At 55.8% G+C, this 25,160-nt stretch carries 21 protein-coding genes; 20 read left to right on the top strand and 1 reads right to left on the bottom strand.

Annotated elements, in window-relative coordinates:
* The first annotated feature begins 41 nt into the window (after positions 1-41).
* Positions 42-800: a tRNA (guanosine(37)-N1)-methyltransferase TrmD gene (trmD, locus tag IE156_RS02285; RefSeq protein ID WP_189390857.1), complete on the top strand. Its 759-nt coding sequence runs from the start codon at positions 42-44 to the stop codon at positions 798-800.
* Positions 801-976: 176 nt separating this feature from the next.
* On the opposite strand, the gene IE156_RS02280 is transcribed toward trmD, so the two are convergent.
* Complete coding sequence (locus tag IE156_RS02280) at positions 977-3,829, bottom strand: valine--tRNA ligase (RefSeq protein ID WP_189390856.1); 2,853 nt, start codon at positions 3,827-3,829, stop codon at positions 977-979.
* A gap of 254 nt (positions 3,830-4,083) precedes the next feature.
* On the opposite strand from IE156_RS02280, the gene ndk reads away from it, so the two are divergent.
* The 19 genes from ndk (at position 4,084) to rpoD (ending at position 25,101) form a co-directional block, all read left to right on the top strand.
* The gene (gene ndk / locus IE156_RS02275; protein ID WP_189390855.1) at positions 4,084-4,509 is read left to right on the top strand and encodes a nucleoside-diphosphate kinase; all 426 of its coding nucleotides are present in this window, start codon (positions 4,084-4,086) and stop codon (positions 4,507-4,509) included.
* Positions 4,510-4,660: 151 nt separating this feature from the next.
* Positions 4,661-5,809: a dual-specificity RNA methyltransferase RlmN gene (gene rlmN / locus IE156_RS02270; RefSeq protein WP_189390854.1), complete on the top strand. Its 1,149-nt coding sequence runs from the start codon at positions 4,661-4,663 to the stop codon at positions 5,807-5,809.
* The gene (locus IE156_RS02265) at positions 5,806-6,300 is read left to right on the top strand and encodes a helix-turn-helix domain-containing protein (RefSeq protein ID WP_189390853.1); all 495 of its coding nucleotides are present in this window, start codon (positions 5,806-5,808) and stop codon (positions 6,298-6,300) included. Before rlmN ends, IE156_RS02265 begins: the two co-directional genes overlap by 4 nt.
* Positions 6,297-7,583 carry a flavodoxin-dependent (E)-4-hydroxy-3-methylbut-2-enyl-diphosphate synthase gene (gene ispG / locus IE156_RS02260; RefSeq protein WP_189390852.1) on the top strand — a complete coding sequence of 429 codons (1,287 nt, stop codon included), beginning with the start codon at positions 6,297-6,299 and terminating at the stop codon, positions 7,581-7,583. Before IE156_RS02265 ends, ispG begins: the two co-directional genes overlap by 4 nt.
* Before the next feature lie 42 nt (positions 7,584-7,625).
* The gene (hisS, locus tag IE156_RS02255) at positions 7,626-8,909 is read left to right on the top strand and encodes a histidine--tRNA ligase (RefSeq protein ID WP_189390851.1); all 1,284 of its coding nucleotides are present in this window, start codon (positions 7,626-7,628) and stop codon (positions 8,907-8,909) included.
* A gap of 2 nt (positions 8,910-8,911) precedes the next feature.
* Positions 8,912-9,547, top strand: coding sequence for a YfgM family protein (locus IE156_RS02250; RefSeq protein WP_189390850.1), 636 nt, complete (start codon positions 8,912-8,914; stop codon positions 9,545-9,547).
* A gap of 3 nt (positions 9,548-9,550) precedes the next feature.
* On the top strand, positions 9,551-10,729 hold the full coding sequence (gene bamB, locus IE156_RS02245; protein WP_373296476.1) for an outer membrane protein assembly factor BamB: 1,179 nt from the start codon (positions 9,551-9,553) through the stop codon (positions 10,727-10,729).
* Positions 10,730-10,791: 62 nt separating this feature from the next.
* On the top strand, positions 10,792-12,084 hold the full coding sequence (gene der, locus IE156_RS02240) for a ribosome biogenesis GTPase Der (protein WP_229841008.1): 1,293 nt from the start codon (positions 10,792-10,794) through the stop codon (positions 12,082-12,084).
* Positions 12,084-13,166, top strand: a complete 1,083-nt coding sequence (hisC, locus tag IE156_RS02235) for a histidinol-phosphate transaminase (protein ID WP_189390848.1) — start codon at positions 12,084-12,086, stop codon at positions 13,164-13,166. Before der ends, hisC begins: the two co-directional genes overlap by 1 nt.
* A gap of 116 nt (positions 13,167-13,282) precedes the next feature.
* Positions 13,283-13,519 carry an RNA chaperone Hfq gene (gene hfq / locus IE156_RS02230; RefSeq protein WP_003799329.1) on the top strand — a complete coding sequence of 79 codons (237 nt, stop codon included), beginning with the start codon at positions 13,283-13,285 and terminating at the stop codon, positions 13,517-13,519.
* Positions 13,520-13,597: 78 nt separating this feature from the next.
* Positions 13,598-14,686 (top strand): GTPase HflX, encoded by a 1,089-nt coding sequence (gene hflX, locus IE156_RS02225; protein ID WP_189390847.1) that lies wholly within the window; start codon positions 13,598-13,600, stop codon positions 14,684-14,686.
* Positions 14,670-15,986, top strand: coding sequence for an FtsH protease activity modulator HflK (gene hflK, locus IE156_RS02220; RefSeq protein WP_189390846.1), 1,317 nt, complete (start codon positions 14,670-14,672; stop codon positions 15,984-15,986). Before hflX ends, hflK begins: the two co-directional genes overlap by 17 nt.
* Positions 15,987-15,995: 9 nt before the next feature.
* Positions 15,996-16,886: a protease modulator HflC gene (gene hflC / locus IE156_RS02215; protein WP_189390845.1), complete on the top strand. Its 891-nt coding sequence runs from the start codon at positions 15,996-15,998 to the stop codon at positions 16,884-16,886.
* Between the two features lie 169 nt (positions 16,887-17,055).
* A complete protein-coding gene (locus IE156_RS02210; RefSeq protein ID WP_189390844.1) occupies positions 17,056-18,213 on the top strand; it encodes an ATP phosphoribosyltransferase regulatory subunit in 1,158 nt (385 codons plus the stop codon).
* Between the two features lie 74 nt (positions 18,214-18,287).
* On the top strand, positions 18,288-19,583 hold the full coding sequence (locus IE156_RS02205; RefSeq protein ID WP_189390843.1) for an adenylosuccinate synthase: 1,296 nt from the start codon (positions 18,288-18,290) through the stop codon (positions 19,581-19,583).
* 154 nt (positions 19,584-19,737) lie between these two features.
* Positions 19,738-20,283, top strand: coding sequence for a phosphoribosyltransferase (locus tag IE156_RS02200; RefSeq protein WP_189390842.1), 546 nt, complete (start codon positions 19,738-19,740; stop codon positions 20,281-20,283).
* 123 nt (positions 20,284-20,406) lie between these two features.
* On the top strand, positions 20,407-20,619 hold the full coding sequence (gene rpsU, locus IE156_RS02195) for a 30S ribosomal protein S21 (protein WP_003799344.1): 213 nt from the start codon (positions 20,407-20,409) through the stop codon (positions 20,617-20,619).
* Positions 20,616-22,619 carry a DNA primase gene (gene dnaG, locus IE156_RS02190; protein ID WP_189390841.1) on the top strand — a complete coding sequence of 668 codons (2,004 nt, stop codon included), beginning with the start codon at positions 20,616-20,618 and terminating at the stop codon, positions 22,617-22,619. The genes rpsU and dnaG overlap by 4 nt, the downstream gene beginning before the upstream one ends.
* Positions 22,620-22,878: 259 nt before the next feature.
* On the top strand, positions 22,879-25,101 hold the full coding sequence (gene rpoD, locus IE156_RS02185) for an RNA polymerase sigma factor RpoD (RefSeq protein ID WP_189390840.1): 2,223 nt from the start codon (positions 22,879-22,881) through the stop codon (positions 25,099-25,101).
* Positions 25,102-25,160 lie beyond the last annotated feature (59 nt).

The raw sequence follows: 25,160 nt of genomic DNA, 5'->3' as shown, positions 1-25,160 counted from the left end.
TACTTTCAATGCCAGCCTGTCTTTTCTTCTGCCGAGTCCCCATGCGATTTGATGCCCTGACCTTGTTCCCGGACATGTTTAATGTGGTCAGCGAGGCTGGCGTCACGGGCCGTGCGCATAAGCAGGGTATTTGGCAAATGCGTACCTGGAACCCGCGCGACTACACCACAGACGTGCATCGCACCGTAGATGATCGTCCCTACGGTGGTGGTCCTGGCATGGTCATGTTGGCCGATCCCCTAAACGACGCTTTGGATCAGGCGTTGGCCGATCGCGGCGATAGCCCTGAAGTCATTTTGCTCAGCCCCACTGGGCGGCGCTTTGATCAGGCTGTGGCTCAGGAGTTGGCTCAAGGTCCGGGCGCGGTTCTGGTTTGTGGCCGCTATGAAGGGATAGATCAGCGTTTTATTGATGCGCGTATTACCCTGGAATTGTCTTTGGGTGACTTCGTACTGTCGGGTGGGGAAATTGCTTCCCTGGCCATTATCGACAGTGTGGTGCGTTTACTGCCGGGCGTTCTGAATGACGCCGACTCGGCGCGCCAGGATTCCTTTCATGCAGACAATAGCGGTTTGCTGGATAGTCCCCATTTCACTCGCCCTGAGGTCTACCGTGATCAGGCTGTGCCTGAAGTGCTGATGTCTGGCCATCACGGTCGTATTCAGGTCTGGCGGCGCGAACAGTCTCTGCGTTTGACCGCTTTGCGTCGTCCTGAGTTGATTGAGCAAGCCCGCCAACGAGGTGAGCTGACTAAAGCAGACGAGCGGTTTCTGGCTGCCCTGGCTTCGTCGACGGTCTAAAACCCTACTGAGGGATACCCCCCCCTCTGTTTATTCCATCTCCTGGGGCGCAAAGAGCCGGCAAGGCAGAGGGCGGCGCAGACTCAGTGCCGCCTGGGTGAAAATATACGGAATGCTCGCTTGGTGGAATAAAAAAAGCCCTGCAAAAATGCAGGGCTTTTTGTTTGCTTTGGCGATTAAGCCAGACGATCAAACTGCTGTTTCACCTTGGTCAGCGTTTCACCGAACTGGGCCACGCGCAAGCGCTCTTGTTCGACGACGGCGGCTGGGGCGCGTTCGACAAAGCTGGCATTGCACAGCTTGCCTTGGGCCTTACTGATCTCGCCTTGCAGGCGCTCGATTTCCTTGGAAAGGCGGATACGTTCCGCTTCCACGTCGATCTCTACATGCAACATCAGTTGAGCGGAGTCCACGACTTGCACAGGCGCGCCTGCATCGGTAGGCAACTGATCCACGATGTCCACGGTTTCCAGTTTGCACAAGGCTGCCAGATAGGGGCTATTGGCTTTCAGGATGGCGGCATCGCCTTGAGCGATCAAGGGCACGCGCTGAGCAGGCGAGATGTTCATTTCGCCACGCAGGGCGCGAATGGCGTCTACCTGGGCTTTCAGCTCTGCAACCTGGGCCTGGGCTTGCTCGTCAATGGCGGCAAGGTTGGCAACAGGATAAGGCTGGACCGAAATACTGACGGCTTCATCAGCAGCGCGCTTGCCTGCCACTACCGATACTTTCTGCCACAGCTCTTCGGTGATGAAAGGAATGATAGGGTGGGCGACGCGCAATACCACTTCCAGTACGCGGATCAGAGTGCGGCGGGTGCCCAGCTGCTGCTCGGGCGTGCCGTTCTGGATCTGGGTCTTGGCCAGTTCCAGATACCAGTCGCAGTATTCATCCCATACGAAGTGGTAAATCGCATTGGCGACGTTGTCGAAACGGTAATCCGAAAAACCACGCTCGGCGTCTTGTTCCAGGCCCTGCAGCAGGCTGATGATCCAGCGGTCAGCAAAGCTCAGCTCGGCCTGGGCGTCAGAGTGCAGGTCATGGCCTTCGGTGTTCATCAGCACAAAGCGGGTGGCGTTCCACAGCTTGTTGCAGAAGTTGCGATAGCCTTCGCAACGCTTCATATCGAAGTTGATGTTGCGGCCCAAGGTGGCGTAGGCCGCCATGGTGAAGCGCAGCGCGTCCGTGCCGAAGGCGGGGATGCCGTCCGGGTAGTCTTTCTTGGTGCGCTTGGTAATGCTTTGTGCCTGCTTGGGGTTCATCAGGCCAAACGTTCGCTTGTGCAGCAGGCTTTCCAGATCAATGCCGTCGATCAAATCCACCGGGTCAATGGTATTGCCCTTGGATTTGCTCATTTTCTTGCCTTCCATATCGCACACCAGTCCATGGACGTAGACGGTGTTGAAAGGAACGCGGCCGGTCAGGTGCATGCTCATCATGACCATGCGGGCGACCCAGAAGAAAATGATGTCAAAGCCGGTGACCAGCACGCTGGAGGGCAGGTAACGGGCCAAGTCTGGAGTTTCTTCCGGCCAGCCCAAGTCGGTAAACGGGACGAGGGCGGAGGAGAACCAGGTGTCCAGCACGTCTTCGTCGCGACGCAATGGGCCGGTCACGCCAGCAGCGCGAGCTTGTTCCAGTGCTTCTTCTTCCGAGCGGGCCACAAACAGGCGGCCGTCTTCGGCGTACCAGGCGGGAATCTGGTGGCCCCACCACAGTTGACGTGAAATACACCAGTCCTGAATGTTGTTCAGCCACTGGTTGTAGGTGTTGGACCAGTTGTCAGGGTAGAAGCGCACACGGCCGTCGGCCACTACGTCTAGGGCAACCTGGGTAATGCTTTTTCCTGGGTGCAGCGAATCCTCAGGCGCGGGCTTGCTCATGGCAACAAACCACTGGTCTGTCAGCATGGGTTCGATAACCGTATTGGTACGGTCGCCACGGGGCACCATCAGCTTGTGTGGTTTGACGGCGTTCAGCAGGCCTTGGGCTTCCAGATCGGCCACAATCTGCTTGCGGGCAGCAAAGCGCTCCAGGCCTTGGTAGGCTTCGGGCGCGGTGTCGGCAATATGGGCATCCAGCGTCAGGATGCTGATCATGTCCAGACCGTGGCGTTGGCCGACGGCGTAGTCATTAAAGTCGTGGGCAGGGGTGACCTTGACCACGCCCGTGCCAAAGGCCGGGTCTACGTAGTCGTCCGCAATAATCGGGATGGAGCGTCCCACCAGCGGCAGCGTTACTGTCTGACCGATCAAGCCGATATAGCGCTCGTCTTCAGGATGCACCATCAGGGCAACGTCGCCCAGCATGGTTTCAGGGCGGGTTGTGGCAACGGTCAGGTGGGTAAGCCCGCCTTGAGGCGAGGTCAGCGGGTAGCTGATTTCCCACAAATGGCCGTCTTCTTCTTCGCTGACCACTTCCAGGTCGGATACGGCGGTGCCCAGTACGGGGTCCCAGTTCACGAGGCGCTTGCCACGGTAAATCAGGCCTTGCTCGTACAGGCGAACAAAGGTTTCCAGCACACCACGGGACAAATTGTCGTCCATAGTGAAGTATTCGCGGCTCCAGTCACAGGACGCGCCCAGGCGACGGAACTGGCCGGTAATGGTGCTGCCTGATTTCTCTTTCCACTCCCAGACTTTTTCCAGGAATTTCTCGCGGCCCAGCTCGTGGCGGCTGATGTTTTGGGCATCAAGCTGGCGTTCCACAATGATCTGGGTGGCAATCCCGGCATGGTCGGTGCCGGGAATATAGACCGTGTCGTCGCCTTTCATGCGGTGGTAGCGCGTCAGGCCATCCATGATGGTCTGGTTAAAAGCGTGACCCATGTGCAAAGTCCCGGTCACGTTCGGTGGCGGGGATTGGATCACAAAGGGTTCGGACTGGTGCTCACCCAAGGGCTGGACATGCTGGCCAGCCTCGAAAAGGCCGGCTTGCTCCCAGCGCGCATACCAGCGCGTTTCGATTTCCTGGGGTTCAAAGCTCTTGGATAGCTGGTCGTCGGGGGGTGTTGCGGATGAGTTGGTCATGGTCATGCGGTCTGTCGGCCCGCCAGTGCGCTTTTGGGCGCAGCGTCGGGCTGGACTAATCCTGGGTAAAAAACGAATGTAAGATGCGCTATTTTAAGATGTGGCCGTGCGTCTTTGGCGTGGTAAAATGCCGGGTTGCCGTAAATCTGATGAAAGTGCTTGTTTTCATTAAAAAATTTAGCGCGAACCGTCGGATCTGCATTTTGCTTTACGCAGCAAAGACTACACTATATTGTTCTTAATTGGATTTTCACATGGCTATTGAACGCACTCTGTCCATTATCAAGCCCGATGCCGTTGCTAAAAACGTGATCGGTCAGATTGTTTCCCGCTTTGAAGGCGCTGGCCTGAAAGTGATCGCCGGTCGCCTGGTTCACCTGTCGCGCGGCGAAGCCGAGCGCTTTTACGGCGTGCACGCCGAGCGTCCTTTCTTCAAGGATCTGGTCGACTTCATGATTTCCGGTCCTGTATTCGTACAAGTTCTGGAAGGCGAAGGCGCCATTGCCAAAAACCGCGAACTGATGGGTGCTACTGACCCTAAGAAAGCTGACGCTGGCACCATCCGCGCTGACTTTGCAGAAAGCATCGACGCTAACGCAGTTCACGGCTCTGATGCCCCTGAAACTGCAGCGGTCGAAATCGCTTTCTTCTTCCCAGAGTGCAACGTTTACAGCCGTTAATTTGCTAAACCGCGCAGTATGGGCGGCACTCTGAGCAAGACTTGCCCGGCTCACTGGAACTTCGGTGTGCCGGGTAAATCGAACAGCAGGGGGCTTTTTTGCGGTTTTGCAAAAAAGTAAAAGCCGTACAGCGTGAAGGTACTAATTTTTTATGTCATCGCTCGAACCTACCAATCTTCTGGGCCTGGGCCCGGAGCAACTTGTTGAACTGGTCGCCCAATGGGGTGGCAAGCCTTTTCGAGCGCGGCAATTGCAGCGCTGGATTCACCAGCGTCAACAAAGCGATTTTGGGCAGATGACCGATCTGGCGCGCGAGTTCCGCGAACAGCTGACCGCTCATTGCGTTGTCACCGCGCCCAGCATGTCGCATGAACATATTTCTACCGACGGCACCCGTAAATGGCTGTTTGATGTAGGCAGCAATAATGCCGTCGAAGCGGTTTTCATCCCCGAAGACGACCGGGGCACCTTGTGCATCTCCAGTCAGGCCGGTTGTACGGTGGCCTGTCCGTTTTGCTCTACGGGTTACCAGGGCTTCAACCGCAACCTCTCGACATCGGAGATCATCGGCCAGCTTTGGTTTGCTCGCCGTGCATTGCTGGGCGCGCCTGAAACGGCTCGCATTGGCGATGCCGCGCAAACCAGCACGCGAGTGATCAGCAATGTGGTCATGATGGGTATGGGCGAGCCCCTGCTTAATTATGATCAGGTGCTGGGTGCGTTGCGCCTGATGCTGGACGATAATGCTTACGGCCTGTCGCGTCGTCGCGTTACGGTGTCCACCTCCGGTGTGGTGCCCATGATGGACCGTCTGGCCAAAGATTGCCCGGTAGCCTTGGCGGTATCACTGCATGCGCCTAATGATGCTTTGCGTGATCGCCTGGTGCCGTTGAACAAGAAGTACCCGCTGGCCGAGCTTCTGGATGCCTGTAATCGCTATCTGGAACACGCTCCGCGTGACTTCATCACGTTTGAATACATCATGCTGGACGGTATTAACGATACCGACCAGCATGCGCAGGAACTGTTGGATATCGCACGCATTGTGCGTTGTAAATTTAATTTGATTCCTTTCAATCCTTTTCCGCAGTCCGGTCTGAAACGCTCCTCAGCTGCACGGGTCAAACAGTTTGCCCAAAGGCTGATGGATGGTGGGGTGGTAACCACAGTGCGCAAGACGCGTGGCGACGATATCGCCGCTGCTTGTGGACAGTTGGCGGGCGATATTCGTGATCGCACCCGTATCGAACAGCGTTTGCCTGATCGTGCTGTTATTCAAATCAAACAGGAACGTGCATGAGCGAGACCTTGGTCCCCTCCCACCAAACTGCTCCGGAAGCGGGCGCAGGTGTAGGCCCTACATTGCGTGAGCTGCGTCTGGCGCGGTCCTGTACGCTGAACGAAGTCTCCACCCGCTTGAAGTTTTCGGTCCGGCAGCTCGAGGCCCTGGAGGGCGAGGAGTGGGACCAGTTGCCCGGTGGGCAGCCCTTGCGTGGCATGGTGCGCAATTACGCCCGCTTTTTGGACGCCGACATTGCCGCTGTGCTGGTCTTGCTGGAGAGCCAGGTTACGGATACGACTGCTCCCAAGCCGGTGCCGCGCAGCAACGCCGGTGCGAGCTTGTCCAGCGCCGACTTAAGCCTGTATGCCGATTCGCGTGCAGGCTTTTCCTGGATCTGGATTCTTATCATTATTGCGTTTTTGCTGGTAGCTGGTTTTTACGCCATTGATCGGGGCTGGATTCCCGAAGAGTGGCTGTTTTTTGACTGGCTCAAGGAACTGAAGAAATGACGCAGGGCCCCGATATTTCCTCTGCTTGCCAACCCTTGCCTGTTGGTGCTCAAGCCAAACGGGTGACGCGCGCGGTTGACGTGCGCTGGGGGGATCACGTGGTGAAGCTCGGGGGCTCGGCGCCGGTGGTGGTTCAGTCCATGACCAACACCGATACGGTCGATGCCATCGCAACGGCTATTCAGGTTAAAGAGCTGGCCCGTGCCGGTTCCGAGTTAGTCCGCATTACCGTTAACACGCCGGAAGCCGCGCGCGAAGTTCCTGCTATTCGTGAACAGTTGGATCGCATGGGGGTGAACGTTCCCCTGGTGGGCGACTTCCACTACAACGGCCATAAATTGCTGGCCGACTTCCCGGAATGTGCGCAAGCCTTGTCCAAGTACCGGATCAATCCCGGCAATATGGGCGGGGGCAAGCGTCGGGACGATAATTTTGCCAAGATGATCGAAATCGCCTGCCGTTATGACAAGGCCGTGCGTATTGGCGTGAACTGGGGCAGTCTGGACCACGAGCTGATGGCTCGCATGATGGACGAAAATAATCAGCGGGCTCGTCCCTGGACGGCACAGGCTGTCATGCGGGATGCTCTGGTGTTTTCGGCCATTAGCAATGCCCAGCGCGCCGAAGAGCTGGGTTTGGATGGCAAGCGCATTGTGTTGTCCTGCAAAGTCAGTCATGTGCAGGATTTGATTACCGTTTATCAGGATTTGTCCTCGCGCTGCGATTACGCTTTGCATCTGGGCCTGACTGAAGCGGGGATGGGCAGCAAAGGCATTGTGGCCTCTACCGCCGCCTTGTCTGTCTTGTTGCAACAAGGCATTGGCGACACCATCCGTATTTCCCTGACCCCCGAGCCCGGTGGCGATCGCTCCCGCGAAGTCGTGGTGGCTCAGGAGATCTTGCAGACCATGGGTCTGCGTGCCTTCACTCCTATGGTGGTGGCGTGTCCAGGTTGTGGGCGCACCAGCAGTACGGTGTTCCAGGAGCTGGCCAATGATATTCAAAGCTATTTGCGCGACCAGATGCCTGTCTGGAAAAATCAGTATCCCGGCGTGGAATCCATGAACGTCGCGGTGATGGGCTGTGTGGTCAATGGTCCAGGGGAAAGCCGCCATGCCGATATTGGCATCAGTTTGCCGGGGACCGGGGAAGTGCCTTCGGCACCGGTCTATGTGGACGGCGAGCGGGTCGTGACCCTGAAGGGTGATACTATCGCTCAGGAATTTCAGACCATTGTCCAGAACTACGTTGAGCGCCGCTACGGCAAAGCTCCAACGGTTTGATCAACACGCTTGTCAGTCTATGGCGAGCAAACCATTAGAATTATGACGCAGCAGTTTCAAAAGCTCCGCGCCCTGACGGGCATGAAAGACACCTTACCGGGTGAAAGCGCACAGTGGGAAGCCCTGGAGGCACTAGTGCGGGAATGGTTGGCCAGTTATGGCTATCGCAATATGCGTACGCCCGTTCTGGAACATACCCAGTTGTTTGCCCGTGGTATTGGTGAGGTTACCGATATTGTCGAAAAGGAGATGTATTCCTTTACTGACTCCTTGAACGACGACAAGCTCACCATGCGCCCCGAATTTACCGCGGGGATGGTGCGTGCCGCTATCGAACATAATCTTCTGTACGATCGGCCCCATCGCGTGTACGCCCTGGGTCCCGTGTTCCGTCATGAACGTCCGCAGCGCGGCCGCTATCGCCAGTTCCACCAAATTGACGTGGAAGCCTTGGGTTTGCCCGGGCCAGACGTGGATGCCGAGCTGATCGTTATGCTGGCTCGCTTGTGGAAGCTGTTAGGCCTGAAGGATATTCGTCTGGAATTGAACTCGCTGGGCCAGGCCGAAGAACGTGCCGCTCACCGTGCCGCGTTGATCGAGCACTTGGAAGCCCACAAAGACGTGCTGGACGAAGAAGCCCAGCGTCGCATGTACGCCAATCCCTTGCGCGTGCTGGATACCAAAAATCCGGCTATGCAGGAAATGGCGAATGCGGCTCCGCGCCTGTTTGATTTCCTGGGTGAAGAGTCACGTGCCCACTTCCAGGGTGTCTGCGACCGCCTGGATGACGCCGGCATTGCCTACACGCTGAACCCGCGTCTGGTACGTGGTCTGGATTATTACAACTTGACCGTGTTCGAGTGGGTTACCGATCGCCTGGGTGCTCAGGGCACCGTGTGCGGTGGTGGTCGTTACGACGGTCTGATCGAATTGATGGGTGGCAAACCTGCCCCAGCCGTGGGTTTCGCCATTGGTATGGAGCGTTTGCTGGATCTGTGTTCGCAAGATGGCGAGCAGCAGGCCGTGCCCGAATGCCAGGTTTATATGGTTCACCAAGGCGAAGCAGCACAACGCAAGGCTGCGCTGTTAGCCGAGCAATTGCGTGATGCCGGTTTGCAGGTGATTGTCCACGCAGGCTCCAGTGGCTTTAAGTCCCAGTTCAAACGGGCTGATGCTAGTGGCGCGCAGGCTGCCGTTATTTTGGGTGACGATGAAATCCAAAAAGAACAGGCCAGTGTGAAATGGTTGCGTGCTCCGGATGGCGCCGAGCAGCAACAGTCTGTTGATTTTTCTGAACTCGCCAGTGTTTTGTCAGCAAGGATTTGAGCATGGCCTACGATCTTGAAGAACAGGAAAAACTAGATGCCATGCGGGCATGGTGGGACCGCTGGGGTACCTTGTGCATTGTGCTGGCCTTTGTCGCCGTCGCCGCTGTTGCTGGCTGGCGTGGTTGGCAGTGGTACCAGGGCCATCAGGCAGCTCAGGCAATGGGCTATTTTGAAGCCCTGGAAGGCGCGGCTGCTCAGACTGGTGAGGAAGCCGATACGCGTATTCTGGCTGCCAGCACGACCTTGCGTAACGATTTTGCCAAGTCCGGCTACACCTCGCGTGGTGTCTTGCTGGCTGCGAATGCCTTGCAAAAACGTGGCAATCTGACCGCTGCTCGCGAACAGCTGGAGTGGATGGTCAAGACCAACCATGACCCGGCCTTGACGCCTTTGGCTCGCTTGCGCCTGGCTGGCATCTTGCTGGAGCAAAAGAATTACGACGAAGCCCTGGCTCAGTTGACTAATCCTCCGGCCAGCTTTGCCGGTCTATTTGCGGATCGTAAAGGCGATGTTCTGGCCGCTCAAGGCCAGAACGAGGCTGCCCGCGACGCTTGGAAACAAGCCGTAGAGCTGCTCAAGCAAGACCCTATTTCGCAGTTGGTACAGATCAAACTTGATGCCTTGGCAGGAGCTTAATTCATGTCTCTTCCTACTATTCGCAAATCCCCGTCCTCTGCCATGCGCGCTTTGCGTCTGAGCGCTCTGGCCTTGAGCCTGACTGCTTTGGCCGGTTGTTCCATGTTCTCCAGCAAGGACCCGCGCTTTGAGCCTACACCTTTGACGGAATACACCCCCGGTGTGGCCGCCAAAATCAGCTGGAGCACCTCGATCGGTAGCGGTGCCGATTCCGGCTTTGCTCCTCAGTTGACTGGTTCCTCGGTGTACGCCGCCACGGTGTCGGGTCAAGTCAGCAAAGTGGATCTGGATACGGGTCGGGTGCAGTGGTCTGCCAATGCGGGCAAGAAGTTGACTGCCGGTGCCGGTTCGGATGGCGTGGTGACGGCTGTGGCCTCGGTAGATGGCAATGTGATTGCCTTTGACGACTCGGGCAAAGAGTTGTGGCGTAGCCGCAGCAGCAGTGCGGTGAATGTACCGCCCGTTGTCGGTGCCGGTGTAGTGGTGGTGCGTACCAGCGATTACCGTTTGCAGGCTTTTGATGCCAGCACCGGCGATTTGCGCTGGAGCTTGCAGCGCCCAGGTCCTGCCTTGTCGCTCAAAACCAGTATGCAAATGCGTATCGTCGATGGTTTGCTCTTGGCAGGTATGCCCAATGGTCGTTTGATGGCCATCGATGCTGCCCAAGGTCATTTGGTATGGGAAGGCAGTATTTCTGTTTCCCGTGGTGCTACCGACCTGGAGCGCATCAATGATGTCGTGGGTGCGCCCCTGGTCATCGATCCCTTGCTGTGCGGCGCAACCTACCAAGGTCGTGTTGCCTGCTTTGACGTCTCCCAAGGTGGGCGTCTGGTATGGGATAGAGAATTTTCTGCCGGTACCGGTATCGCAGCGGATCAGCATATGTTGTATGCCGCTAATAGCCGCGACCAGATTGAAGCGTTTGCCATGACGGATGGGCAAACAATCTGGACGCAGAATGCTTTGCGTAACCGTGGTCTGGCTCCTTTGGCCGTCCTGCCCCAGGCGCTTGCCGCCGGTGATCAGGAAGGCTATGTTCACTTTCTATCGCGATTGGACGGCACCTTGTTGGGCCGGGTCAGTGTCGGCGGTGGTGCCATTGTGTCGCCTTTGATTGGAACCTCGCGTGGGGTTCTGGTGCAGACCGGCAATGGTAATTTGGTCTTGGTTGGAATCAATTGAAAAGCGTTTCTTTTAAGCCCGTAGTGGCTTTGGTCGGTCGGGCCAACGTTGGCAAGTCCACGATGTTCAATCGCTTGACGCGTTCGCGCGCGGCCTTGGTGGCGAACTTCCCTGGTCTGACCCGCGACCGTCATTACGGCGAAGGCCGGATTGGCAGCCGTCCCTATATCGTGGTCGATACGGGCGGTTTTGAGCCTGTGGCCAAAACCGGCATGTTGCTGGAGATGGCTCGCCAGACTCAGCAAGCGATTGCCGAAGCGGACGTGGTTGTCTTTCTGGTCGATGCCCGTGAAGGCATCAATGCACTGGATCTGGAAATTGCACAGCTGCTGCGCAAGCTGGGTCAAAAAGTGGTGCTGGCCGTCAATAAGGCCGAAGGCATGCGTTACGAGGCCGGCGGTGCAGAATTCCACGAACTGGGTCTGGGCCAGCCTTACCTGATCTCGGCTTCCCACGGCGACGGGGTGGAAGAGCTGATCAACCTGGCATTGGAACAAGTTCCTAGCCCCGAGTCGGACGGTGATGACCAGGATGACGATGAGTTCCAGCACCGTATTAAGCTGGCGATTGTAGGCCGCCCCAACGTGGGTAAGTCCACGCTGATCAACACCCTGGTGGGTGAAGAGCGTGTTATTGCTTTTGACCAGCCCGGTACCACCCGCGATGCCATTGAAATCGAGTTTGAGCGTAATGGGGTGGAATACACCCTGATCGACACGGCTGGTTTGCGTAAACGCGGCAAAGTGTTCGAAGCGGTCGAGAAGTTTTCCGTGATCAAGACCTTGCAGGCCATTGAGGCGTGTAACGTGGTCTTGCTGATGATCGATGCACACACCGAAATTTCCGACCAGGACGCCAGCATTGCCGGTTTTGTGGTGGAAACAGGTCGTGCGCTGGTTGTGGGCATCAATAAGTGGGATGGCCTGGACGAGTACCAGCGCGAATGGATCCAGCGTGAGTTCGATCGCAAATTGCGTTTCCTGAACTTTGCCAAGATGCATACCTTGTCCGCCTTGAAAGGGCAGGGGATCAACCCTGTACTTAAGTCGGTCAATTCCGCGCACGCTGCCGCGTTTGCCAAGCTGTCTACGCCCAAGCTCACGCGTGTGTTGCAAGAAGCGGTAGAGCAGCAACAGCCACCGCGTAAAGGCATTTTCCGTCCCAAGTTGCGGTATGCTCACCAAGGTGGCATGAACCCTCCGATCGTAGTGATTCACGGCAACGCTCTGGATGCTATTTCGGACAGTTACCGCCGCTATCTGGAAACGCGTTTCCGCGAGGCCTTCAAGTTGGAAGGCACGCCTTTGCGAATCGAATTCAAATCATCTAAAAACCCTTATCTGAAGGATGTGTAATGAGTCGTTTGTGGAGTGACCATGTGGCTGGGCTTTCTCCTTATGTACCCGGAGAGCAGGTCAAGCTGGATAATCTCTTGAAGCTGAACACAAACGAACATCCTTTCGGTCCGTCGCCTAAAGCGCTGGAAGCGATCCGCCAGGCGGCGACCGATGATTTGCGTCTTTACCCCTCTTACAGTGCGCAAGAACTGCGTGACGCCGTAGCCCATGCACACGGCGTAAAAGCGAACAATGTCTTTTTGGGCAATGGCTCTGACGAAGTGCTGGCCCATGTATTTAGCGCCTTGTTCCTGCGTGGTGTGCGCCCTGTGCTGCTGCCTGATATTACCTACAGCTTCTACACCACCTACTGTTCGTACTTTGGTGTGCCTGCTGATATCGTGCCGCTGCGCGAGGATTTCACACTGAACGTGCAGGACTATGTGCGCGAGCGCAGCCTGAAGCCGGCCGGCATTATTTTTGCTAATCCCAATGCGCCAACCGGCATTCCCTTATCTCTGACGGATATTGAAGCCATCCTGGCCGCCAACCCCGACACCACCGTTGTGGTGGACGAGGCTTATGTGGACTTTGGTGGTACGTCTTCGGTGGGCTTGCTGGAAAAGTACGACAATCTGGTGGTTATCCAGACCATGTCCAAGTCGCGTGCCCTGGCGGGCTTGCGGGTGGGCTATGCCTTGGCCAGCACTGAAATCATTCAGGCCCTGGAGCGCGTTAAAGATAGCTTCAACTCCTACCCCATGGATACGGTTGCGCAGGTTGGTGCGGTGGCCTCTCTGAAGGATACAGAGTACTTTGAGCGGCAGTGCCAGGCTGTGATTGATGCGCGCGAGCAATTGCGTGCCGATCTGGAGCAACTGGGTTTTGAAATTTTGCCTTCCAAGGCGAACTTTTTGATGGCTACGCACCCTAAGCATTCGGCAGCCGGTATTCAGCAGGCATTGCGCGAACAGGGGGTTTTGGTGCGTCATTTCCGCCAGCCACGAATTGAGCAGTATTTGCGTATTACCGTAGGATCGCCCGAGCAATGTGCCCGACTGTGCAACAGTTTGAAGCAGATTCTGGGTCAAGGCGCCTGATATACACCTATTAGATAAATATCTCCAGTTTGGAACGTGCGGATTCAGGGAAAACCCGGTAAAGTAGTGGGATTCGCTTCCATTTCTGGAAAAACAACATAACCGGAGCCTCACCAATGAGCAATAAAGGGCAAATTCTACAAGACCCGTTTTTGAACGCGCTGCGCAAGGAACATATCCCTGTGTCGATCTACCTGGTCAACGGCATCAAGCTGCAAGGTCAGATTGAATCCTTCGATCAGTATGTCGTGCTGCTGCGCAATACAGTCACTCAAATGGTGTATAAGCACGCGATCTCTACCGTCGTTCCTGCACGCCCTGTTACTTTGGCTGCGGATGAGCAGGCTGAATAAATCCTCACCCAGTTCTTTGTACTCTGAAAGACCCGTCTCGCGGTACCCGTGGGCGGGTCTTTGTTTCTGGAGCAAGCGTTGAAGGCACTGGTTATTAGTGTGGATATGGGCGAGCTGGACTACAAGGCTCACGCCGAAGAGTTCGTTATGCTGGCTGAAGGTGCTGGCGCCCAAATTGTTGAGCTGATGGTCGTACGTCGGTCTCGGCCGGATGCGGCCTACTATATCGGCACAGGCAAGCTGGACGAGGCTGTCGCCCTGGCGAAAGCCTTGGAGGCTGAGGTGGTGCTGTTTGACCACGCCTTGAGCCCTGCTCAGCAGCGTAACCTGGAGCGCAAGCTGGAGCTTCGGGTGGTCGATCGGGTTGCCCTGATTCTGGATATTTTTGCCTTGCGTGCGCAAAGCCACGAAGGCAAATTACAGGTCGAGCTGGCTCAGTTGCAGCATCTGACCTCCCGCTTGACCCGGATGTGGTCTCACCTGGAGCGTCAAAAAGGCGGTATCGGGATGCGCGGGCCGGGTGAATCGCAGCTGGAAATGGACCGTCGCATGATTGGCGACAAGGTCCGTACCCTGCGCGAACGTCTGGCCAAGGTGCAGCGTCAGCGCAGCACCCAACGTCGGGCACGTACACGCAGCGGCACGTTGTCAGTGTCGCTGGTGGGCTATACCAATACGGGCAAATCCACCTTGTTCAATGCACTGACACGGGCTGACGCGTATGCGGCAGACCAACTCTTTGCTACCTTGGATACCACCACGCGTCGTATCTGGATAGAAGGGGCAGGGCAGGTCGTGGTTTCGGATACCGTTGGTTTTATCCGTGAATTGCCACCCACCTTGATCGCCGCTTTTCGGGCTACTCTGGAAGAGACGGTACATGCAGATTTGTTGCTGCATGTGGTCGATGCGGCCAACCCCCAGCGCGATGAGCAAATCGCCGAAGTTCATAAGGTTCTGGAGGACATCGGGGCCCATGAAATACCTCGCATTCTGGTCTATAACAAAATTGACCAGGCAGGCTACGAGCCACGGGTAGAGCGAGACGAACATGGTACTATTGCCCGAGTCTTTGTTAGCGCTTTAGAGCGCATCGGATTGGATGGATTGCGTACAGCAATCGTCGAATCAGGTCATTTCGCGGAAAACAATGCGTCTGAACAATAAAATATTCAATCTCAATGATCCCGGTTGGGGACGAGACAGTGGCAAAAACGGTTCTGAGCCACCTCGCCGCCCCGAGAAACAAGATGGCCCGCCTGACCTCGACGAGGTATGGCGTGACTTCAACAGTCGCTTGGGATCTTTATTCGGCAAGAAGGGACGTCGTTCCCCTCCCGGTGGCATGCCTCCTGGTGGCAGCAGCGGCCCATCTCTTCCTAAGGGTTCGCCCAAGCTGCTGGTTATTGGCGGTGTGGTGGCGGTAGGCCTTTGGATGGCTAGCGGCTTTACCATCGTGCAAGAAGGTCAGGTGGCTGTGGTGACTCGCTTTGGCGAATACACAAAAACCCTGAACCCCGGTCTGCAATGGCGCTGGCCTGCTCCTATCGAGGATCACCAAACGGTCAATATTTCCCAGCTGCGTACCTTTGAGGTGGGCTTTCGGGGCAGCGCACGCAATAAGGTATTGCCTGAGTCCCTGATGCTGACCACCGACGAGAACATCGTCGATATGCAGTATGTGGTTCAGTACCGCCTCTTGCCTACTGGCGCACCGGATTACCTGTTCAATACCAATAATCCCGACGAGTCAGTCCGTCAGGCGGCAGAAACCGCCATGCGTGAAGTCGTGGGTAAGCAGCCTATGGATTCGGTGCTGTATTCCGGCCGTACCCAGATCGCTGTGGATGTGCAGCAGTTGGCCCAGTCCATTCTGGACCGCTATCGCACAGGTATCCAGATCAGTACCGTCGCTATTCAGAACGTGCAGCCGCCCGAGCAGGTTCAGGCCGCATTTGATGATGCCGTCAAGGCTGGTCAGGATCGTGAGCGTCAGATCAATGAAGGTCAGGCTTATGCCAACAAGGTGTTGCCAGAAGCCGCCGGTCAAGTTGCCCGCATGATGCAGGAGTCGGAAGGTTATAAGGCTCGTGTATTGGGTGACGCCAAGGGTGATACCGCGCGATTTGGCAGTGTTGAAGCTGAATACGTGAAGGCTCCTGGTGTAACTCGGGATCGTATGTATTTGGCTACGATTCAGGAAATCCTGGAAAGCACTAGCAAGGTATTGGTCGATACACGTAGCGATAACAACATGATCTATCTGCCTTTGGACAAGATCGTGCGTCAGGTTGGCAGCCGGGCTGATATGGAGCCTTCCGCTCCTGTCACAACAGCCGCCTCTCAAGGACAAGTCAGCCGTCCAGCTCCGGCTGCGGTCCCCAAAGCGCCTGCGCCAGCCAATCCAGCTAACCTGGATACCTCGCTGGGCTCTTTGGTCAGTCCTTATTCCCCATACGCACGCTAGGAGAGCTTGATGCAACGTTTATTTCCTGCTCTAGTGGCCCTGGCGGTAATTGTCGGTCTGCTGCTGTCTTCCGTATTCATCGTGCGTGAGCGTGATGCTGCTCTGGTTTTTGCACTGGGTGAGGTGCGTGGCACGATCACCACGCCCGGCTTGTATTTCAAACTGCCTCCGCCGTTTGAAAACGTCGTGTTCTTGGACAAACGTCTGCAGACGATTGAAACCAAGGACCCCGAGCGTATTCAGACTGCTGAAAAGAAAAACTTGCTGATCGACTCCTACGTCAAATGGCGTATTGCTGATCCACGCTTGTTTTACGTGACATTCGGTTCTACAGACCGTGGTGCTGTCGAGCGTTTGCAAGCCCAGATTCGTGACGCCCTGAACGCATCGGTCAACGTGCGTACTGTGAAAGAGGTGGTGTCGACCGAACGTGACGCCATCATGCGCGAAGTGTTAACAGCTGTAGAAGCCCGAGCCCGTCCTTTGGGTGTGGAAGTGATCGATGTGCGTTTGCGTCGTATCGATTTTGCTCCCGAAATTTCGGAATCGGTCTACCGTCGTATGGAAGCCGAGCGTACGCAAGAAGCGAACCGTTTGCGTGCAACCGGTGCTGCTGAAAGCGAGCGCATTCGTGCCGAGGCCGAGCGTCAGCGCGAAGAGTTGCTGGCCGAGGCTTATGCCGAAGCGCAGGCAATTCGTGGTAAGGGCGATGGTGAAGCCGCAGCGATCTACTCCGAAGGCTATGGCAAGAACCCCGAGTTCTACCGTTTCTATCGCAGTCTGGAAGCCTACCGCAGTGCCTTCAGTCAGCAGACCGATACATTGGTCATCAGTCCCGACTCTGATTTCTTCAAGTACTGGGGCAAGCAAGGATCACCAGCAGCACCTGCTGCTAACTGATCAACGCTAGAGAACTTAAGGCCGCAGGTGTTCCACCTGCGGCCTTGATCGTTTATACTAGCGTGTAAGTTACTAACACCACTTCGCACGCGACTTGGGCGGCTTACAAGCCCCAAGTCGCTTTTTGTTTGGCTGGAACTTTCGTTTATAAGTAGTCCGAGGCACGAGTATGTCCAATTGGTTGTTGCCAGAGAGCCTGGCTGATATCTTGCCTGCAGAGGCGCGCCGTATCGAAGAATTGCGCCGCGATTTGCTAGACTTGTATCGTACGTATGGGTTCGAGCTGGTAGCTCCGCCGCTGGTGGAGTATCTGGAATCCCTGCAAGCGGTTTCTGGCACAGATCTGAATCTTCGAACCAGCAAAGTCGTCGATCAAATCTCGGGTCGTACCATGGGTGTACGCGCCGACATGACGCCCCAGGTGGCGCGTATCGATGCTCACTTGTTGAACCGTGAAGGCGTTACTCGACTTTGCTACTGTGGCTCGGTTTTGCATGCCCGTCCGGCCGGATTGTTGTCGGATCGCGAGCTGCTGCAAATCGGTGCGGAAATTTTCGGCCACGCCGGCATTGAGTCCGATCTGGAAGTGGTGCAACTGGCGCTGGAAAGTGTGGGTCGGGCAGGGGTGCATCATCCTCGTCTAGACCTGAATTACCCCGATCTGGGGCGCTTCCTGATCGAGCGCGATCCTGTTTTGAAAACCCGCGTGGCAGAAGTCTGTGAGCTCCTGAACGCCAAAGATGTGTCGGGCTTGCGTGCTTTGGGCCGTGAGTCGGGCTGTCTGCCTGAAACCACTCGTTATCTGCTGGCCTTGACCTCGCTGTATGGTGACGGCAGCGTGTTGGAGCGTGCCCGTAGCGTCTTGCCTGACGAACCCGAGGTTCGTGAAGCCTTGGGCAGTTTGCGCCGCTTTATTGATGCTTTGCCGGGTCATGAGATTACGGTGGACCTGGCCGATATTGGCAGTGGATATGCCTACCATTCGGGCCTGATCTTTTCGGTTTATGCCGAAGGTTGGCACGATGCCCTGGTAAAGGGCGGGCGTTTTGATGGCATTGGGCGCATGTATGGCCGTGCTCGTCCTGCTACTGGCTTCAGCCTGGATTTGCGCAAACTGTCGGCTGGTTTGCCTGCGGCTCAGCCTGCACGTGCGGTGCGCGCCCCTTGGGGGAGTGATGCCGACTTGATAGCAGCAGTAAAACAGTTGCGCCAGAGTGGCGAGATTGTGGTTCAGATACTGCCCGGTCAGGAACTGAACCTGGATGAATTTGTGATCGACCGCGAGCTCGTCTTGCTGGACGGTCAATGGCAACTTAGGGCGCTGTAAGCCAAGCGGCTTGTGGCGTAGGTGATTGTTATCGGTCCGGCACTGTGCCGGCCTCCTTTATTCTGATACTAGACATGAGCAAAAACCTTGTGGTGATTGGCACCCAGTGGGGTGACGAAGGCAAAGGCAAGATCGTCGACTGGCTGGCCGAGTCCGCGCATGGCGTGGTTCGTTTCCAGGGTGGGCATAACGCTGGCCATACATTGTGGATCAATGGCAAGAAGACCATTCTGCGCCTGATTCCATCGGGCATCATGCACGAACACGTTACTTGCTACATCGGCAATGGTGTGGTGCTCTCGCCTGAAGCCCTGCTGACTGAAATCAGCGAACTGGAAGCTGCCGGCCTGAACGTGCGTGCGCGTCTGCAAATCTCGCCGGCTTGTCCGCTGATCCTGCCTTACCACATCGCTGTGGATCAGGCTCGTGAAAAGCGTAAAGGCGATGGCAAGATCGGTACGACTGGCCGCGGTATCGGCCCGGCTTACGAAGACAAAGTGGCACGCCGTGCCCTGCGTGTTCAGGACTTGTACGATCCCGAGATTTTCGACGAAAAACTGCTCGAAGCGCTGGATTACCACAACTTCGTGCTGACCCAGTACCTGGGTGCTGAAGCCGTCTCCGCCGAACAGGTGCGCGATCAGGCCATGCAGCACGCCGAGCAACTGGCTCCTATGGTGGCAGACGTTTCCAATAATCTGTACCAGGCCAAGAAAGCAGGACAGAAACTCTTGTTTGAAGGTGCTCAGGGCGCCTTGCTGGATATTGATCACGGTACTTACCCCTTCGTCACCAGCAGCAATTGCTTGTCCGGTGCGGCCTCCGCAGGCTCGGGTGTCGGTCCCCAAGAGTTGAGCTACGTTCTGGGTATCGCCAAGTCCTACACCACTCGCGTCGGTTCGGGCCCGTTCCCAACTGAACTGCTGGATGATACCGGCATGCGTTTGGCTACTGTGGGTAAAGAGTTTGGTTCGGTAACTGGCCGTCCACGTCGTTGTGGCTGGTTTGATGCCGCTGCCATGAAGCGTTCGGTGATGATCAACGGTATCTCCGGCCTGTGCATTACCAAGCTGGACGTGCTGGACGGTGTTGAACAGATCAAGATCGGTGTGGGTTACCGCTACAAGGGCGAGTTCCTGGACGTCCTTCCTTACGGCGCACACGCTGTTGCTGAAGCCGAGCCGGTTCTGGAAGAAATGCCCGGCTGGACCGAGTCCACTGTTGGCGTGACAGACTACGACAAGCTGCCTATTAATGCGCGTCGTTACCTGGAACGTATTGCTGAACTGTGCGATGTACCGATCGATATGGTCTCTACAGGGCCAGATCGCAACGAAACCATCGTATTGCGCGATCCGTTTACCAAATAAGCGCATTCTCGCGTTATAATGCCTTGCACCGTTGTACGGTGCGTACAGAGCGGCCTGAAGGGCCGCTTTGTCGTTCTGGATGCTGCGCGGCCTACCAGACTCTTGTTTTACCGGTATGAAAGGCGCAGCTATTGCATTTATATCTGGAATACATATGAGTCTGCCCCCAAATAGCGATACTGATGAATGGGTTTCCTGGGAACAATACAATCGTCTGATTGAAACATTGGCCCTGAGCATTCACGAGTCAGGTTGGAAATTCGACAAAATTGTTTGCCTGGCACGAGGCGGCATGAGAGTGGGAGACGTTATTTCGCGTATCTATGATGTTCCCCTGGGCATTTTGGCCACCAGCAGCTATCGAGAAGCCGCCGGTACCGAACAGGGTGATCTGGATATTGCGCAATACATCACCATTACTCGTGGCACCCTGGATGGTAATGTGCTGCTGGTTGATGACATGGTCGATACGGGCAAGACTTTTATGCGTGTGCGCGATCACCTGCGCGCGCAGTTCCCCGCGATCACAGAGCTGAAAACAGCTGTTTTGTGGTGGAAAGGCCACGCACAAGTCGACCCAGACTATTACGTGTCCAAGTTGCCCACAAATCCCTGGATTCATCAGCCTTTTGAGGACTACGATAGCATTCGCCCTCATCAGCTGGATGCCTGGATCCGCAAGGGTACTGGCCAGGCTTGATCGCTGGCTTCAGACACTTGGTGGATAGCCCATTTGCGCCTTGCTTGGTGTATGCCTGCAATCGTGCTACCATAATGGGCTATCTGTTACGCTAACTCTTTATTTACAAAGGTCAGGGATTACATGTCCATTGTTCGCCTGAAAGAAAACGAACCCTTTGAAGTTGCTCTGCGCCGCTTCAAACGCACTATTGAAAAAACTGGTCTGTTGACCGAGCTGCGTTCGCGCGAATTCTACGAAAAGCCAACGGCTGAGCGCAAGCGCAAGCACGCTGCCGCCGTGAAGCGTCACTACAAACGCATCCGCAGCCAGCAACTGCCTCCACGCTTGTATTGATCCCTGAATCTTTTGTTCAGGAACTGCTCGCCCGTGTCGATGTCGTAGATGTCGTCGGGCGGTATGTGCAGTTGCGTAAAGGCGGGGCCAACTTGCTTGGCCTGTGCCCTTTTCACAACGAAAAATCCCCATCGTTTACAGTCAGTCCCACCAAGCAGTTTTATCATTGCTTCGGTTGTGGCGCTCACGGATCGGCTATCTCGTTCCTGATGGAACACACAGGGGCTTCATTCCCTGAGGCGGTGCGCAGCTTGGCTGGCTCCGTCGGGATGACTGTACCCGAAGCAGATCGAACCCCACGCCAACGTGCTGCCGATGCGCGTCGTAAAGACGAACTATCGCGCCAGCATCTCATTCTTGAGACGGCCCAGGGGCATTACCTACGTCAGCTAAAACAGTCCCCCATTGCTATCGACTATTTAAAACGTCGTGGCTTGGACGGGGAGACGGCTGCCCGCTTCGGCTTAGGCTGGACAGGCACGGAGCGACGTGGGCTTTCCGCTGTTTTCCCGCAGTACGAAGACAAGCAACTGGTTGAGTCAGGCTTGGTCATCGAGTCCGAGGATGGTCGTCGCTACGACCGCTTTCGTTCGCGCGTCATGTTTCCGATCCGCAGCAACAAAGGCCACATTATTGGCTTTGGTGGCCGTCTGGTCGAAAAGGGCGAGCCCAAGTACCTGAATTCACCCGAAACGACGCTGTTTTCCAAAGGCCATGAGTTGTATGGCCTGTGGGAAGGACGTCAGGGCATACGCAAAGAAGGCTTTGTCCTGGTTGTCGAAGGTTATATGGACGTGGTGGCTTTGTCGCAACATGGTTTGCACAATGCCGTGGCAACTTTAGGCACCGCGACCACTGAATATCACATTACCAAATTAATGCGCGCCAGCGACCGGCTGGTGTTTTGTTTTGATGGTGACGGGGCAGGGCGCAAGGCCGCGTGGCGTGCGCTCAATACCTGCTTGCCGCTGGTCCGTGATGATGTGTCGATTCGCTTTATGTTTCTGGCGGATAATCACGATCCGGACTCCTTTGTGCGTGAACACGGTGCTGCAGCGTTTCGCGAACAGGCCCAGGAAGCGGCTGCTTTATCGCGCTTTTTCCTGGACGAGCTGGCTGCTCGTCACCGTATGGACGAGGCCGAAGGCCGTGCCGCTTGCGTGCACGAAGCTTTGCCTTTGCTGTTGGAATTGGCCGATAGTACCTTGAAGGTGCAGATTCAGCATGAATTTGCCCGCATGGTGCTGTTGACTCCTGATGAGCTGGCGCAACGTTTGAGCACGGTAGAGCCGGTACGTCGGCCTGCTGTGGAGACGCCGCCGGCCCAAGATGGTTTGGTGGCTAGACCCGCTGTTCCTGTGCAACCAGCGCCGTCCTCGGATGGCATGGAGCCGTTTGAGGATGGCTTTGATGGTTCTTTTGCTGACAGCCTGCCTATGGACGGCTGGCAGGATGAACCGGACTGGCATGCTCAACCCGTGCAGCAGGAACGTCCTGCAGCAGGCCGTGGCAAGGGTAAGAATAATCGTCAGCGGCCCGATCGCGCTGTCCTGGGGGGAAGCCGCGCTGTCACCCCTATGGCCAAGCGATTGCTGCGTTTGTTAATTGGGCATCCCACCCTGGTGGGCGGGCTGGGCGATCAACAACTTGAAATTTTGGCGCAAAGTCCCCACTTACGATTAGTGCAAGAGCTGATTGCCTTAAGCAATATCAGTTCGGCGCGTCACGCAGGCGCTTTATTGGAGGCTGTGGACCCTGAGTCCGACCTGGCCCCCGTATTGGAGTCGCTGGCTACGGAGCTATTGGGCGAAGAAGAATTGCCCGATCCCCAAGGCGAATGGCGCGATGCGCTGCATCGCATTGAACTTAATGCGATCAAGGCAGAGCAGTCGGCTCTGATTGCTACAGGCTTGCAAGAGCCTGAACAGCGTCAGCGTTATCAAGAATTGACACGCCGTATTGCTTTGTTGAATGCTGCTTATACTCGGCAAGTGAAGTAAAATATTGGGTTATGTGTTGTGTTTGTAGCTGGCCAGGGGGTTAAAACTGGTACGCGAGCAAATGCGGCGGGTAGCGGATTGTGAACCACCTTATGCCTTGAGCCCATGAGCCAGGGATGAAATTAACTTAGGGTTCGCTCGCGCAACACGCCCAGGCGCACGCCGGCAGCAAGCACGCTCATCATCAGGCTCTTGCCTGTACGACTCGGTGGCTACATATTTAGTGCCACAGGGGTAAATGGCGTCTATGGAAGAAAATATGACTCAAACGACTGGTAAAACCTCGACGACGGTCTCTCGGTCTGCTAAGAAAACCTTGGCCGCGACAGCAAAATCAGGGGCATCAAGCTCGGTAGAGCTCGATGAACTTCACGAAAGTGGAGAGCCAGGCGCAGCGCCTGCCAAGAAAGCCGCTAAGAAGGCTGCTGCGAAAAAAACGGTAGCCAAAAAAGCGGCTGCCAAGAAAACGGCCGTTAAAGTGGCTACCGGTGGTCGCCGTGGACGTCCTGCAAAAAATGCCAATAACGACGGTATTGACTTTGTCGATGACGACGAAATGGGCGAAGAAGAGGTCATTCCTGATCTCAAGCCAGTGGCCAAGCGTGGTGCCAAGCGTGCCAAAGCCGAAAAAGATGTATTCGGTGTACGTGGTCAGCTGAGCCCTGAAGAACAGGAAGCGCGCCGCAATCGCCTGAAGGCACTGATTAAGCTGGGTAAGGATCGGGGTTACCTGACCTACAGCGAAATCAATGACCATCTGCCTGACGATCTGGTCGATGTCGAAGCCATTGATGGCATTATCGGCACCTTCAGTGACATGGGTATTTCGGTCTACGACCAGGCTCCCGACGCTGATACCTTGCTCATGAGCGATAACGCGCCCATGGCATCCAGCGACGACGATGTCGAGGACGAAGCCGAAGCTGCACTGACCACGGTGGATTCCGACTTTGGTCGCACCACTGATCCCGTGCGTATGTACATGCGCGAAATGGGCTCGGTAGAACTGCTGACCCGCGAAGGCGAAATTGAAATCGCCAAGCGTATCGAAGACGGCTTGAAGCACATGGTGATGGCTATCGCTGCGTGCCCAACCACAGTTAACGAGATCCTGGCCTACGTTCAGCGTGTACGCGAAGGCGTCATGCAGATCGACGAAGTGGTCGATGGTCTGGTTGACGACGATGGTGAAGAATACGCCGGTTCCGGTGTAACGGCTGACGATGAGGACGAAGGTCCCGCCGGTGGCATGAGCAGCAAACAGATTGAATACCTGCGCAACAAATCGCTCAAGAAATTCGACATTATTGGCGAATGGTTTGACAAGATGCGCGTGTCTTTCGAGACGGACGGTTACAAGAGCCAGGGCTATGTGCAGGCGCAAGAAACCATCCTGAACGAATTCATGGGTATTCGCTTCACCGCCAAAATGGTGGAAAAGCTGGCGGACACCATGCGTGAACAGGTCGCTATCGTGCGTCAGCACGAGCGTGAAATCCTGAACATCTGTGTGGACCGTGCTGATATGCCACGTGCGCACTTCATCAAGGCTTTCCCCGGTAACGAAACCAATCTGGAATGGGTGGTTCAGGAAGTTGCAGGCAACCATGCCTACAGCTCCATCCTTGAGCGTCACGTCCCTGCGATTCAGGAAGTTCAGCAAAAACTGATCGACCTGCAAACCAGTGTTGTGCTGCCGTTGAAGGACCTGAAAGAAGTCAACAAACGCATGACCACGGGCGAAGCCAAGGCACGTAAAGCCAAGCGCGAAATGACCGAGGCCAACTTGCGTCTGGTGATCTCTATTGCCAAGAAGTACACCAACCGTGGCTTGCAGTTCCTGGATCTGATTCAGGAAGGCAATATCGGTTTGATGAAGGCAGTGGACAAGTTCGAATACCGTCGCGGCTACAAATTCTCCACGTACGCTACGTGGTGGATTCGTCAGGCCATTACGCGTTCGATTGCTGACCAGGCCCGCACGATTCGTATTCCGGTTCACATGATCGAGACGATCAATAAAATGAACCGTATCAATCGTCAGATCTTGCAGGAAACTGGCGTTGAGCCTGATCCCGCAACGCTGGCCCAGAAGATGGACATGCCTGAGGACAAGGTTCGCAAGATCTTGAAGATCGCCAAAGAGCCTATCTCTATGGAAACGCCTATCGGTGACGATGACGATTCCCATTTGGGCGATTTCATCGAGGACAACAACACTGTTTCGCCTTCGGACTCCGCTTTGCACGGTTCCATGCGCGATGTAGTGAAGGATGTCCTGGATTCCTTGACGCCACGCGAAGCCAAAGTGCTGCGCATGCGTTTCGGTATCGAGATGAGCACCGACCAGACTCTGGAAGAAGTGGGTAAGCAGTTTGACGTAACGCGTGAGCGTATTCGTCAAATAGAGGCCAAGGCTTTGCGCAAGCTGCGTCATCCTAGCCGTGCTGATAAGTTGAAGAGCTTCCTGGAAAGCCAGTAAGTTTTTAGCTAGGCATGATAAAAACCCGGTCTGAAAAGACCGGGTTTTTTTATGTTCTT

The sequence above is a fragment of the Alcaligenes pakistanensis genome (assembly GCF_014652815.1).
GTDB lineage: Bacteria > Pseudomonadota > Gammaproteobacteria > Burkholderiales > Burkholderiaceae_B > Alcaligenes > Alcaligenes pakistanensis.
This window is presented reverse-complemented; position numbering and strand designations above follow the sequence as displayed.